Consider the following 12,749-nt stretch of genomic DNA (forward strand, 5'->3'; position numbering starts at 1 on the left):
AGTGGCAAGCCACGAGGGCAAACCGATCCGGGTCGCGTTGCTGGGCTGCGGCACCGTCGGCACCGAGGTGGTCCGGCTGCTCATCGACCAGGCGGCCGACCTGACCGCACGCGTCGGCGCGCCGGTCGAGCTGGCCGGCATCGCCGTGCGCAAGCCGAACAAGCACCGCGAGGTGCCGGCCGAGCTGCTCACGACCGACGCCGAGGCCCTGGTCACGACCGACGACGTGGACGTGGTCGTGGAGGTCATCGGCGGCATCGAGCCCGCCCGCGCGCTGCTGCTCTCGGCGCTGCGCGCGGGCAAGTCCGTGGTGACCGCGAACAAGGCGCTGCTGGCCGAGCACTCGGCCGAGCTGTTCGAGGCCGCCGACGGCTCCGGCGCGGACCTGTACTTCGAGGCCGCGGTCGCGGGCGCGATCCCGCTGCTGCGGCCGCTGCGCGAGTCGCTGGCCGGTGACCGCATCACCAGGGTGATGGGCATCGTCAACGGCACCACGAACTTCATCCTCTCGGGCATGGACTCCACCGGGGCGAGCTACGCCGAGACCCTGGAGGAGGCGACCCGGCTCGGGTACGCCGAGGCCGACCCGACCGCGGACGTCGACGGGTTCGACGCCGCGTCCAAGGCCGCCATCCTCGCGTCGCTGGCCTTCCACAGCCGCGTCACGGCCGCCGACGTGCACCGCGAGGGCATCGCGTCGGTCAGCGCCGCCGACATCGCCGCCGCCAAGGCGCTGGGCCGCACGGTGAAGCTGCTGGCCATCTGCGAGCGGGTCACGCACGACGACGGCGAGGGCATCTCCGTGCGGGTGCACCCGGCGATGATCCCGACCTCCCACCCGCTGGCGAGCGTGCACGGCGCGTTCAACGCGGTGTTCGTGGAGGCCGACGCGGCCGGCGAGATGATGTTCTACGGCCAGGGCGCGGGTGGCGCGCCGACGGCCAGCGCGGTGCTCGGCGACCTCGTCGCCGTGGCGCGCAACCGGACGCACCGCGGCCGCGGCCCGCGCGAGTCGGCCTACGCCGGCCTGCCCGTGCGGCCGATGGGCCAGACGCCCACGCGGTATCACATCAGCCTCGACGTCGCCGACCGGGCGGGCGTGTTGTCGCAGGTCGCGGCGGTGTTCGCGGAGCACGACGTGAGCATCGCGGCGGTGCGGCAGGAGGGCCGGGTCGACGACGCCAGCCTGGTGATCGTCACCCACGCCGCGACCGACGCGGCGCTGCGGTCGACCGTCGACAAAATCGGCGGGCTGCCCGTGGTTCGGGAAGTGGTCAGCGTGATGAGGGTGGAAGGCGAAGAGAGTTGACGCCGCAAGCGACCGTCGGCGGAGCCGACAACCGAACGACAGTGCGGCCGGGGTGGCCCGGCATCATCCACGCCTACGCGGACCGGATCCACCTCCCCGAGGGCGCCGAGGTCGTCACCCTCCACGAAGGCGGCACGCCCCTGGTGGCCGCCGAGCACCTGTCGGAGCTCACCGGCTGCCAGGTCTACGTCAAGGTCGAGGGTGCGAACCCGACCGGCTCGTTCAAGGACCGCGGCATGACCGTGGCCATGACGCACGCGCTGGCCAGCGGCATCCGCGCGGTGATCTGCGCGTCGACCGGCAACACGTCGGCCAGCGCGGCGGCGTACGCGGCCAAGGCGGGCCTCACCGCCGCGGTGCTCGTCCCGCGCGGCAAGATCGCGCTGGGCAAGCTCGCCCAGGCGGTGGCGCACGGCGCGAAGATCCTCCAGATCGACGGCAACTTCGACGACTGCCTGGAGCTGGCCTCCAAGACGTCGACCGAGTACCCGATCACGCTGGTGAACTCGGTCAACCCGGTGCGGCTGATCGGCCAGAAGACCGCCGCGTGGGAGATCTGCGACGTGCTGGGCCGCGCGCCCGACGTCCACTGCCTGCCGGTCGGCAACGCGGGCAACATCACCGCGTACTGGCGCGGTTACTCGGACTACCACGCCGACGGCGTGACGGCCTCGACGCCGCGCATGTTCGGCTTCCAGGCCGCGGGCTCCGCGCCGCTGGTGCTGGGCGAGCCGGTGGCGAACCCGGAGACCATCGCGACCGCCATCCGGGTGGGCAGCCCGGCGTCGTGGACCGGCGCGGTGGCCGCCAAGGAGGAGTCCGGCGGCCTGTTCGAGGCGGTCACGGACGAGAAGATCCTGGAGGCCTACCGGCTGCTGGCCTCGACCGAGGGCATCTTCGTCGAGCCCGCGTCCGCGACCAGCGTGGCGGGCCTGCTGGCCACGGCCGCCGACGGCCGGCTGCCCAAGGGCTCCACGGTCGTCTGCACGGTCACCGGCCACGGCCTGAAGGACCCCGACACGGCCCTGCTGGGCATGCCCCGGGTGGAGCCGGTGCCGGTGGACCCCGGCGCCGTCGCGACCGCCCTGGAGCTGGCGTGACGGCCCCGGCCGTCCGCGCGCTCCGCGTCACCGTCCCCGCGTCCACCGCGAACCTCGGCTCGGGGTTCGACGCGCTGGGCATGGCGCTGGCCCTGCACGACGAGCTGGAGTTCGCCGTGACCGGCGGCGGGCTGGCGGTGGAGGTGTCCGGCGAGGGCGCCGGCGACGTGCCGACCGACGAGCGCCACCTGGTCGTGCGGGCGTTCCGGGCGGCCTGCGAGCTGGTCGGGGTCGAGGTGCCGGGGCTGCGGCTGACGTGCCGCAACGCCATCCCGCACGCCCGGGGCCTCGGCTCGTCGGCGGCGGCGGTCGTGGCGGGCGTGGCGGCCGGGTTCGCCCTCGCGGGTCGCGAGTCGGACACGAGCGCGTTGCAACTCGCCGCGGAGTTCGAGGGCCACGCCGACAACGCGGCGGCGGCCATGTTCGGCGGCGTGGCGATCGCGTGGACGCACGGTGACCGCTACCGCGCGGTCCGCGTGGAGCCGCACCCCGGCGTGACGCCGGTCGTGCTGGTGCCGGCGGAGGAGTCGTCCACGCACACCACCCGGGGCCTGCTGCCGTCGAAGGTGCCGCACGAGGACGCCGCGTTCGCCGCGGGCCGGTCCGCGCTGGCCGTGCACGCCCTCGCGAAGGACCCCTCGCTGCTGCTCGACGCGCTGGACGACCGGCTGCACGAGCCGTACCGGGAACCCGCGTGGCCTGCGACGACCCGCCTGGTGCGGTCGTTGCGGGAGGCGGGGGTGGCGGCCGCGGTGTCCGGGGCGGGACCCACGGTCCTGGCCCTGCCACCGGACGGGGTGGTCCCGCCCCGGGTGGACACGGCCGGGTTCGAGACCCGTTCGGTGCCGGTCGACCTGGGCGGGGTCCGGGTTGCGCCACTCGGCTGAGTGACGCGACGCGCCGCACCCCGGTTGTTGCACCCGGCCGGACCGGCGTCTACCCTCGGGGCCATCAGTCACCGCGCGCACGGGCGCCGGTGTGGTGCCCGGACGTTCGTTCCGGATCGCATTCCTCCAGTGACTTGGCTCTGTGCCGTATGGACGGGGCCGACGCTGGAAGGCACCCGCTCGCCGTGTGACCGAAGTCCCGCACCGGAGGACTCCGCTTTCGTGCGCGTTCCGCGCCGTCGCCAGGTCCGCCTGAACCGGGACGAAACTGCCGCGCCGCATTCCGTCGGACGGCAGGTCCGCTGGATCGCGTAGGAGGCGCGCTCCGGTCAGGAAGGACATGTGTGACCAACACCGATGTACTGAGCAGCCAAGCTCCTGCTGCTCCCAACCCCGCTGCCAGTTCCGGAGCCGAGGAGAACGCTCTGACCACCCCTTCGAACGGCAGCGCCACGCCGCGCAAGCGCGCGGGCCTCTCTGGAATGGTGCTGGCCGAACTCCGTGAACTCGCAGGTCAGCTGGGCATCACCGGCACGGCCGGCCTCCGCAAGGGCGACCTGATCGCCGCCATCAAGGAGCGGCAGGGCGGCACCTCCGGTCGGGGCAGTGCCGCGACGCCGCCCAAGGCCGAGAAGAAGGCCGAGGCCCCGAAGGCGGCCGCCGGGAAGGCACCCGCGGTGGAGAAGGCCGTCGAGGCGCCCGCCGCGGTGGACAAGCCCACCCAGCAGCAGCTCGACGTGACCGACCGCCCCGCCGACGAGGAGGGTGGCCGGCGCGGCAACCGCCGCCGCCGTTCCGCCAACCGTCCCGCGGGCAGCCCCGAGGCGCCGGCCGCGGACGCGCCGCAGGCCGAGCGCGTCCAGGGCGACCGCCAGCAGGCCGAGCGTCCGGAGCGCGCCGAGCGCACCGAGCGCCAGGACCGCACCGAGCGCCAGGACCGGGGCGACCGGTCCGAGCGCGGCGACCGGTCCGACCGGGGTGACCGGTCCGACCGCTCGGAGCAGCGCGAACAGCGCCAGGACCGGGGCGAGCGGGGCAACCGCGGCGACCGGCAGGACCGGGGTGGCCGGGACGACCGCGGCGACCGGGGTGGCCGTGACCGCGACCAGAACCGCAACCGCCAGCAGAGCGGCCCGGACGACGGCGACGAGGACGGCGGCCGGCGCGGTCGTCGCTTCCGCGACCGCCGCCGTCGCGGTGGCCGCGGCGAGGACGGCGGTCCCGCCACCGACACCGAGGTGCGCGAGGACGACGTCCTGCTGCCCGTGGCGGGCATCCTCGACGTGCTGGAGAACTACGCGTTCGTCCGCACCTCGGGCTACCTGGCCGGGCCGAACGACGTGTACGTGTCGTTGTCGCTGGTCCGCAAGTACGGGCTGCGCCGCGGCGACGCCCTGATCGGCGCCGTGCGGCAGCCGCGCGACGGCGAGCAGCAGCGCCAGAAGTTCAACCCCCTGGTGCGGGTGGACAAGATCAACGGCCTCGACCCGGAGGAGTCCCGCAACCGGCCGGACTTCACCAAGCTGACGCCGCTGTACCCGAACGAGCGCCTGCGCCTCGAGACGGAACCGCACATCCTCACCACGCGCGTCATCGACCTGGTGATGCCGATCGGCAAGGGCCAGCGCGCCCTCGTCGTGTCGCCGCCGAAGGCGGGCAAGACCTCGGTGCTCCAGTCGATCGCCAACGCGATCACGAAGAACAACCCCGAGTGCCACCTGATGGTGGTGCTGGTGGACGAGCGCCCCGAAGAGGTCACCGACATGCAGCGGTCGGTGAAGGGCGAGGTCATCGCCTCCACCTTCGACCGGCCGCCGTCGGACCACACCACGATCTCGGAGCTGGCCATCGAGCGGGCGAAGCGCCTGGTCGAAATGGGTCACGACGTGGTCGTGCTGCTGGACTCGATCACCCGCCTGGGCCGGGCCTACAACCTCGCGGCCCCCGCGAGCGGCCGGATCCTGTCCGGTGGTGTCGACTCGACCGCGCTGTACCCGCCCAAGCGGTTCCTGGGCGCGGCCCGCAACATCGAGGGCGGCGGCTCGCTGACCGTCATCGCGACGGCCCTGGTCGAGACCGGGTCCGCGGGCGACAGCGTGATCTTCGAGGAGTTCAAGGGCACCGGCAACGCCGAGCTCAAGCTCGACCGGAAGATCGCGGACAAGCGGACCTTCCCGGCGGTGGACGTCGACTCGTCCGGCACCCGCAAGGAAGACCTGCTGCTCTCGCCGGACGAGCTGGCGGTCATGCACAAGCTGCGCCGGGTGCTGCACGCCCTGGACAGCCAGCAGGCCATCGACCTGCTGCTGGACCGCCTGCGCAAGAGCCGCACGAACATCGAGTTCCTGATGCAGGTGGCCAAGACCACCCCGGGCGCGGACAACGACTGACCGCGTGCGACCCACGGGCCCGTCCGGCGCGCACCGCGCCGGGCGGGCCTTCGGGCGTTCCGGGGATCAGCAGGGCGGGGCGGCCGACGCCAGGCCGGCCTCGGCCAGCGCGGCGGTGCGGCGGCGTTCGAGGAAGTACCCGGTGACCAGCAGCACGGTGACCGGCACGCCGACGCCGACCACGGCCACCACGGGCACGCGCACGCCGTGCAGCAGCACGCCCAGGGTCAGCACGGCGACCAGGTACGGCCAGCGCAGCCACGCGCGCTGCCACCGGGCGGTCCACAGCACGGAGCTCGACGTCGCGACGCCGACGGCGACGCCCGCGCCGAACACGGGGCTCGACAGGGTGAGGGAGCCCGGCGCACCCAGCAGCAGGCCACCCACTCCGGTGAGACCCAGGACGGCGATGCTGAACAGGAGGGGCACGGCCAGCCACGTGGCCAGCGGCAGGGGACGCCCGACAGTGCACAACACCCGGCCAGTGTGGCGTCCGCGCAACGACGTTTGCTGCTCTCTGTAGTTCAGCGGTTACCTCGTGCGCCGAATGGTCGACCACCATCGGCGAACGGTTGTGACGCTCCCCACCGGGAACAAGCGTGGCAGCCCTGGCGTTGCAGCCGGTGACAGCCGATCTGGCACACTGTCGGGTCGAGTCCGGCTCCGGTTCACCTCGAAGAACCCCAACGAGGACCCGGCGGCCACTTAGGAAAGGGACAAGACGTTGAAGACCGGCATTCACCCCGAGTACGTGACGACCGAGGTCACCTGCGGTTGCGGCAACACCTTCACCACCCGCAGCACCAAGACGTCCGGCGCCATCCACGTCGAGATCTGCGCCAACTGCCACCCGTTCTACACGGGCAAGCAGAAGATCCTCGACACCGGTGGCCGGGTCGCGCGCTTCGAGGCCCGCTACGGCAAGCGCGCCAAGTAGCTGCCAGAACGGCGTCCACCCCGAGTGCGCGGGTGGGCGCCGTTGTCGTCTCCACACCCCGAAGCACCTCTCGCCAGACGCTGAGACCGGAGCAAGATCGTGACGCTGGACGCCCTGCTGGCCGAGCACGCCGAGCTGGAAGCCAAGCTCGCCGACCCCTCGGTGCACGCCGACCAGGCGGGCGCGCGCAAGCTCGGCAAGCGCTACGCCGAGCTGACCCCGATCGTGAAGGCGGCCCGCGAGCTGGAGCAGGCGAGGTCCGACCTGGAGACCGCCCGCGAGCTGGCCGCCGAGGACCCGGTGTTCGCCGAGGAGGCCGAGGAGCTGGGCAAGGCCGTCCCGGTGCTCGAGTCGAAGCTGACCGAGCTGCTCCTGCCGCGCGACCCGCACGACGGTGCGGACGTCGTGCTGGAGATCAAGTCCGGTGAGGGCGGCGAGGAGTCGGCGCTGTTCGCGGGCGACCTGCTGCGCATGTACCTGCGGTACGCCGAACGCCACGGGTGGAAAGCCGAAGTGCTCGACGGCACGGACTCCGACCTGGGCGGCTTCAAGGACGTCACGGTGGCCATCAAGAGCCGTGCGGACACGCCGGAGGGCGTGTGGTCGCGGCTGAAGTACGAGGGTGGCGTGCACCGCGTGCAGCGGGTCCCGGTGACCGAGTCGCAGGGCCGCATCCACACCTCCGCCGCCGGCGTCCTGGTGTTCCCCGAGCTCGACGAGGTCGAGGTCGAGATCGACGAGAACGACCTGCGGGTGGACGTGTTCCGCTCGTCGGGCAAGGGTGGGCAGAGCGTCAACACGACCGACTCGGCCGTGCGCATCACGCACCTGCCGACCGGCATCGTGGTCTCCTGCCAGAACGAGCGCAGCCAGCTGCAGAACAAGGCCCGCGCCATGCAGGTGCTGCAGGCCCGGCTGACCGCGTTGGCCGAGGAGAAGCAGCAGCAGGAGGCGTCGGACGCCCGGCGCTCGCAGATCCGCACGGTGGACCGCTCCGAGCGGGTCCGGACCTACAACTTCCCGGAATCGCGCATCTCCGACCACCGGGTTGGGTACAAAGCCCATAACCTGGATCAGGTTCTCGACGGCGACCTGGACGCGCTGCTCGACGCCCTGGCGTCGGCCGACCGCGCGGAGCGGCTCGCCGGCGGGTGAGGCGAGGACGAGGGGGCGCGCGATGGCGGAAATCCTGGTGACCCCGCGGCGCGTCCCCCTCGACGCCGTGCTGGACGTGCGGGTGGTCGACCTACCGCCGGACGAGCGGGTGGTGGTGTCCGCGTCGACGGGCGACTGGTCGTCCGCCGCGGTCTTCCTGGCCGACGAGCGCGGCGTGGTGGACCTGACCCGGCACGCGCCCGTCGAGGGCGGCTACTCGGGCGTCGACCCGATGGGGTTGTTCTGGTCGATGACCCGGACGGGTGAGCCGGCGGGTCCGACGTTGCTCGAGGTCGTCGGGGTCGGCAAGGTGGAGCTGGACCGGCTGACCGTGCCCGACGGGGTGCGGCGGACCGAGGTGCGCGAGAACGGCCTGGTCGGCGTGCTGTTCGAGCCCGACGACGGTGAAGCGCACCCCGGTGTGCTCGTGCTGGGCGGCTCCGAGGGCGGGCTGCACGAGCTGGACGCGGCGCTGCTCGCCGGGCACGGGTTCGCGGCGTTGGCGCTGGCCTACTTCGGCGTGCCCGGTGTGCCGGACGACCTGGTCGAGGTCCCCTTGGAGTACGTCGGGACCGCGGTGGCGTGGCTGGGTGAGCGGGCGGGGGCCGTCGGCCTGGTCGGCGGGTCGCGCGGCGGGGAGCTGGCGTTGCTGGCCGGGTCGCTGTTCCCGCAGGTCAAGGCCGTGGTGAGCGTGGCGGGCAGCGGCGTGGTGACGCAGTGCATCGGACCCGGCACTCGGTTGTTGCGGAAGCTGGAGCACGAGGGCGCGTCGTGGACGTGGCAGGGCAGGCCGCTGCCGTACCTGCCGTACTCGATCCCCGACGGGCTGCGCCGGCGGGTGGTGTCGGGCGAGCCGGTGGCGCTGACGTCGGCGTTCGACTTCTCCGACGGCATCCCGGAGGACACCGAGATCCCGGTCGAGCGGATCGCGGGCGGTGTGTTGCTGCTCTCACCCGGCCGGGACGAGTCGTGGCCGGCCGCGGAGCTGAGCGACGTCGCGTGGCGCCGGCTGACGGAGCTCGGGCACGGGCACCGGCACGAACGGGTGGTGTACCCCGAGGCAGGACACCTGATCGCCGGGCCGCCGCACCGCCCGACGACGCAGGCGGTCGTGCCCGGGCCGGGCGTGACGTTCTCGATGGGCGGCACACCCGCCGCCACGGCCGCCGCCCGGGCCGACGCGTGGCGTCGGACCGTTGAGTTCTTGTCGGACCAACTGGGCACCTAATGTGTCGGTCATGAGCGCACACTTTGACGTCGTGGTCCTCGGTGCGGGGCCAGGCGGGTACGTCGCCGCGATCCGGGCGGCCCAGCTGGGGCTGAAGACGGCGGTCATCGAGGAGCGTTACTGGGGCGGGGTGTGCCTGAACGTGGGCTGCATCCCGTCGAAGGCGCTCCTGCGCAACGCGGAGCTCGCGCACCTGTTCACCCACGAGCAGAAGACCTACGGCATCCAGGTCGACGGCACGGTGAAGTTCGACTACGGCGTCGCCTTCGAGCGCAGCCGCAAGGTCGCGGACGGGCGCGTCAAGGGCGTGCACTTCCTGATGAAGAAGAACGGCATCACCGAGTACAACGGCTACGGCACGTTCCGGGACGCCAACACCATCGAGGTGAACGGCGAGACGGTCACGTTCGACCACGCCATCATCGCCGCGGGCGCGAAGACCCGACTCCTGCCGGGCACCGAGCTGTCCGACCGGGTGGTGACCTACGAGGAGCAGATCCTGTCCAAGGAGCTGCCCGGCAGCATCGTCATCGCGGGCGCGGGTGCCATCGGCGTCGAGTTCGGCTACGTGCTGCACAACTACGGCGTGAAGGTCACCATCGTCGAGTTCCTCGACCGGGTGGTGCCGCTGGAGGACGCCGAGGTGTCGGCCGAGCTGGCCAAGCGCTACAAGCGCATGGGCATCGACGTCCGCACGTCCACCCGCGTCGAGTCCATCGACGACAGTGGCGAGAAGGTCCGCGTCACCGTGTCGAAGGACGGGCAGCAGGAGGTCCTGGAGGCCGACAAGGTCATGCAGGCGATCGGCTTCCAGCCGCGGGTGGAGGGCTACGGCCTGGAGAACACCGGGGTCGGGCTGACCGAGCGCGGCGCCATCGCCGTCGACAACCGGGGCCGCACCACCGTCCCGCACATCTTCGCGATCGGCGACGTGACCGCGAAGCTGATGCTGGCGCACGCGGCCGAGTCCATGGGCATCGTCGCGGCCGAGACCATCGCGGGCGCGGAGACCATGGAGCTGGACTTCCCGATGATCCCGCGCGCGACGTTCTGCCAGCCGCAGATCGCGTCGTTCGGCTGGACCGAGGCGCAGGCCCGGGAGAAGGGCTTCGACGTCCAGGTGGCGAAGTTCCCGTTCACCGCGAACGGCAAGGCGCACGGCCTCGCGGACCCGAACGGCTTCGTCAAGCTGATCAGCGACGCCAAGTACGGCGAGCTGCTCGGCGCGCACATGATCGGGCCGGACGTGACCGAGCTGCTGCCGGAGCTGACGCTGGCCCAGCAGTGGGACCTGACCGTGCACGAGGTGGCGCGCAACGTGCACGCGCACCCGACGTTGAGCGAGGCGGTCAAGGAAGCGGTCCACGGCCTGGCCGGCCACATGATCAACTTCTGATCCCCCTACCCTGATCCCATGACCCGACACCCGTTGCGGCTGGCCATCATCGAAGCGGAACGCCTGCTGGCCGCGGCGGGTGTCGACAGTGCCCGCGTGGACGCCGAGCTGCTGGCCGCGCACGTGCTCGGCGTCGAGCGGTCCCGGTTGGCGCTGATCCCGCTGGTCGACCCGCCGGTGGTGGAGGCGCTGCACAAGGTCGTGCGCCAGCGCGCGACCCGCGTGCCGTTGCAGCACATCACCGGGCGGGCGCACCTGGGCGGGGTGGACCTGGAAGTGGGTCCGGGCGTGTTCATCCCGCGCCCGGAGACGGAGCTGGTGCTGGAGTGGGGTCTGTCCACTGTGGAGTCGGCGGACCCCGTCGTGGTCGACCTGTGCACGGGGTCCGGCGCGCTGGCCCTGGCGGCGGCGCACCGGCTGCCGCGCGCGACCGTGCACGCGGTCGAGCGCGATCCCTCGGCGCTGGCCTGGGCCCGGCGCAACGCGGAGGCCCGCGCGGCGGCCGGTGACACGCCGATCACGCTGCACGCGGGCGACGTGACGGCGCCGGACGTGCTGGCGGACCTGGACGGTCAGGTCGACCTGGTGCTGTGCAACCCGCCGTACGTGCCGGACGGGACCGAGGTGCAGCCCGAGGTCGCCGAGCACGACCCGCGGCACGCCGTGTTCGGCGGTGCGGACGGGCTGGAGGTGATCCGGCACGTGGTGGCGGTGGCCGCGCGGCTGCTCAAGCCCGGCGGGCACGTGGCGATCGAGCACGACGACAGCCACGGCAGCATCGTGCCCGCGCTGCTGTCCACCCGCCGCGTCCTGACCGACGTCGCCGACCACCGCGACCTGGCCTGGCGCCCCCGCTTCGCCACCGCCCGCCGGGTCTGAGCCGGGCGTTCCGCATTCGCCGGTCGGGCGATTCCCGAGCCGGTTCGCGCAGCGCGGTCAACGCTTTCACGGGCGCGCGTGGGTGACCAGCGCGGCCAACCTCGCACGCGTTTGCGGCCATTCTCCGACCGGGCCCGACGCGTACACCACGTATTCGATGCCGCCCGTTTCCCAGTAGGCCACGGCGGCCCGTTCGGTCACCCCGTCCGCCACCTGTTCGAAATCCCACCGCACCGCCGGGAAATCGCGGATCCGGTCACCGGTCAACGCCAACCTGGTGTGCCCGGGCTGCCGTTCCCGGTCGACCGCGGCGGCCGTGATCCGGTCCAGCAGGGACACCGTCGCGTCGGTGACGGGCGCTCCGCCGAGCCGCACCTCGCGGCGCGGGTTCGCCGGGTCGGTCGCCACGAGGGTCGTCGCCACCGTGCCCGCGGTGACCGCCCACCCGGCCGGGATCGCGGTCGTGAGGCCGCCGGGCGCCTCCACGCGCCGCAGGTCCGCGGGCAGTGCGGTGGTGGCGGTCGTCGTGGTGGTGGTCGCCGCCGGGGCGGGCGGTGCCGGCGGAACGGACGGCGTGGCGGTGCCGGTGGTCGTGGTGATCACCGGCGGCGTGACGGCCGCCGCCGCGGTCGGCGCGGGCGTCCGCCCGCCCAGCGCGAGGTACCCCGCCGCACCCGCCACCGCGACGTACGCGGCGGCGCAGCACAGCGCCAGCGGAACGGCGCCGATCGGGTTCCTGGGATTCACCGGACGCCTCGCCATCGGGATAATCTGGAGGTCAACGCTCCGCCGAGTAAATCGGAGAACCCGCGATGGCTGTCAATGGCCCGAACGAGTGGAGCGAGCTGCGGGAATGGCTGCTGGCCCGCATCGTGCACGTCGACCTCACCGAATTCGCGGACCCCGACCGCGTGCGCCTGGCCCGGGCGCTGACCGCGGTGCTGTCGGCGTTGAACGCGGGCCGCGACGACGAGGCGCACCGGGCCGCCGCGGTGGTGCGCGGCGAACTGGAGCGCGGCGGCGCGCCCCGGGCGGACGACGTCCTGCGCACCCACCTGGCCATCGCGCTCGCGGCCCGCACGGCTGAGGTGCGCGTCGTCACCGAGGCCGGCGCGCTCGTCGTCGCCGACGCCCGCCAGTGGGCGGAGTGCCGCGCCCTGGCCGACGGGATCGAAGCGCTCAGCCCGCACCCCGAGCTGCTCGGGTTCGCCGCCGACCTGCGTCGACGCCTGGACGGCGCGCGGCGGTGGCGCTGGGTGGAGCCCGACGTGGTCACGGCGTCGGTGGTCGGGCTCGCGGTGCTGGTGCTGCCGTTCGTCGGCGGCGCGATCGGCGACCCGGCGGTCACCGCGGCCGGCGTGCTGGTCGGCGGGGCACTGGTCTTCGGCTTCGTGGTCGCGCACCGGAAGCGCCAGTGGTCGGTGGACGCGGGGGCCGCGGTCGGCCGCGGTCGGGTGTGACCTCCACC

12 protein-coding genes are annotated in these 12,749 nt (G+C 73.0%); 10 read left to right on the forward strand and 2 right to left on the reverse strand.

The genetic code is table 11. The features are described 5' to 3' along the window. Position 1 precedes the first annotated feature (1 nt). The 4 genes from FHX81_RS27035 to rho all read left to right on the forward strand — a co-directional run bounded on the left by FHX81_RS27035 (position 2) and on the right by rho (position 5,686). Positions 2–1,309 carry a homoserine dehydrogenase gene (locus FHX81_RS27035; protein WP_141980854.1) on the forward strand — a complete coding sequence of 436 codons (1,308 nt, stop codon included), beginning with the start codon at positions 2–4 and terminating at the stop codon, positions 1,307–1,309. A gap of 41 nt (positions 1,310–1,350) precedes the next feature. Then, on the forward strand, positions 1,351–2,409 hold the full coding sequence (gene thrC, locus FHX81_RS27040; RefSeq protein ID WP_141980855.1) for a threonine synthase: 1,059 nt from the start codon (positions 1,351–1,353) through the stop codon (positions 2,407–2,409). Then, a complete protein-coding gene (thrB, locus tag FHX81_RS27045) occupies positions 2,406–3,296 on the forward strand; it encodes a homoserine kinase (RefSeq protein WP_141980856.1) in 891 nt (296 codons plus the stop codon). Before thrC ends, thrB begins: the two co-directional genes overlap by 4 nt. Positions 3,297–3,640: 344 nt before the next feature. Then, positions 3,641–5,686 carry a transcription termination factor Rho gene (gene rho / locus FHX81_RS27050; RefSeq protein WP_141980857.1) on the forward strand — a complete coding sequence of 682 codons (2,046 nt, stop codon included), beginning with the start codon at positions 3,641–3,643 and terminating at the stop codon, positions 5,684–5,686. A gap of 66 nt (positions 5,687–5,752) precedes the next feature. On the opposite strand, the gene FHX81_RS27055 is transcribed toward rho, so the two are convergent. After that, positions 5,753–6,163 carry a hypothetical protein gene (locus FHX81_RS27055; RefSeq protein ID WP_141980858.1) on the reverse strand — a complete coding sequence of 137 codons (411 nt, stop codon included), beginning with the start codon at positions 6,161–6,163 and terminating at the stop codon, positions 5,753–5,755. 247 nt (positions 6,164–6,410) lie between these two features. Here FHX81_RS27055 and rpmE point away from each other — a divergent pair, with 247 nt between their 5' ends. From rpmE to prmC, 5 genes are all read left to right on the forward strand, one after another. Then, positions 6,411–6,623 carry a 50S ribosomal protein L31 gene (gene rpmE / locus FHX81_RS27060; protein WP_106613749.1) on the forward strand — a complete coding sequence of 71 codons (213 nt, stop codon included), beginning with the start codon at positions 6,411–6,413 and terminating at the stop codon, positions 6,621–6,623. A gap of 99 nt (positions 6,624–6,722) precedes the next feature. Next, positions 6,723–7,778, forward strand: coding sequence for a peptide chain release factor 1 (gene prfA / locus FHX81_RS27065; protein ID WP_246107989.1), 1,056 nt, complete (start codon positions 6,723–6,725; stop codon positions 7,776–7,778). Positions 7,779–7,800: 22 nt separating this feature from the next. Further along, complete coding sequence (locus FHX81_RS27070; RefSeq protein ID WP_141980860.1) at positions 7,801–9,006, forward strand: acyl-CoA thioester hydrolase/BAAT C-terminal domain-containing protein; 1,206 nt, start codon at positions 7,801–7,803, stop codon at positions 9,004–9,006. A gap of 10 nt (positions 9,007–9,016) precedes the next feature. Continuing rightward, complete coding sequence (gene lpdA, locus FHX81_RS27075) at positions 9,017–10,402, forward strand: dihydrolipoyl dehydrogenase (RefSeq protein WP_141980861.1); 1,386 nt, start codon at positions 9,017–9,019, stop codon at positions 10,400–10,402. 18 nt (positions 10,403–10,420) lie between these two features. Continuing rightward, complete coding sequence (gene prmC, locus FHX81_RS27080; RefSeq protein WP_141980862.1) at positions 10,421–11,281, forward strand: peptide chain release factor N(5)-glutamine methyltransferase; 861 nt, start codon at positions 10,421–10,423, stop codon at positions 11,279–11,281. A 66-nt stretch (positions 11,282–11,347) separates the two neighbouring features. Here prmC and FHX81_RS27085 read toward each other — a convergent pair whose 3' ends face one another. Further along, positions 11,348–12,028, reverse strand: a complete 681-nt coding sequence (locus tag FHX81_RS27085; protein WP_141980863.1) for a hypothetical protein — start codon at positions 12,026–12,028, stop codon at positions 11,348–11,350. Between the two features lie 65 nt (positions 12,029–12,093). Here FHX81_RS27085 and FHX81_RS27090 point away from each other — a divergent pair, with 65 nt between their 5' ends. Continuing rightward, the gene (locus FHX81_RS27090) at positions 12,094–12,741 is read left to right on the forward strand and encodes a hypothetical protein (RefSeq protein ID WP_141980864.1); all 648 of its coding nucleotides are present in this window, start codon (positions 12,094–12,096) and stop codon (positions 12,739–12,741) included. The last annotated feature ends 8 nt before the right edge of the window (positions 12,742–12,749 follow it).

This window comes from Saccharothrix saharensis (assembly GCF_006716745.1).
GTDB classification, from domain to species: Bacteria; Actinomycetota; Actinomycetes; order Mycobacteriales; family Pseudonocardiaceae; genus Actinosynnema; species Actinosynnema saharense.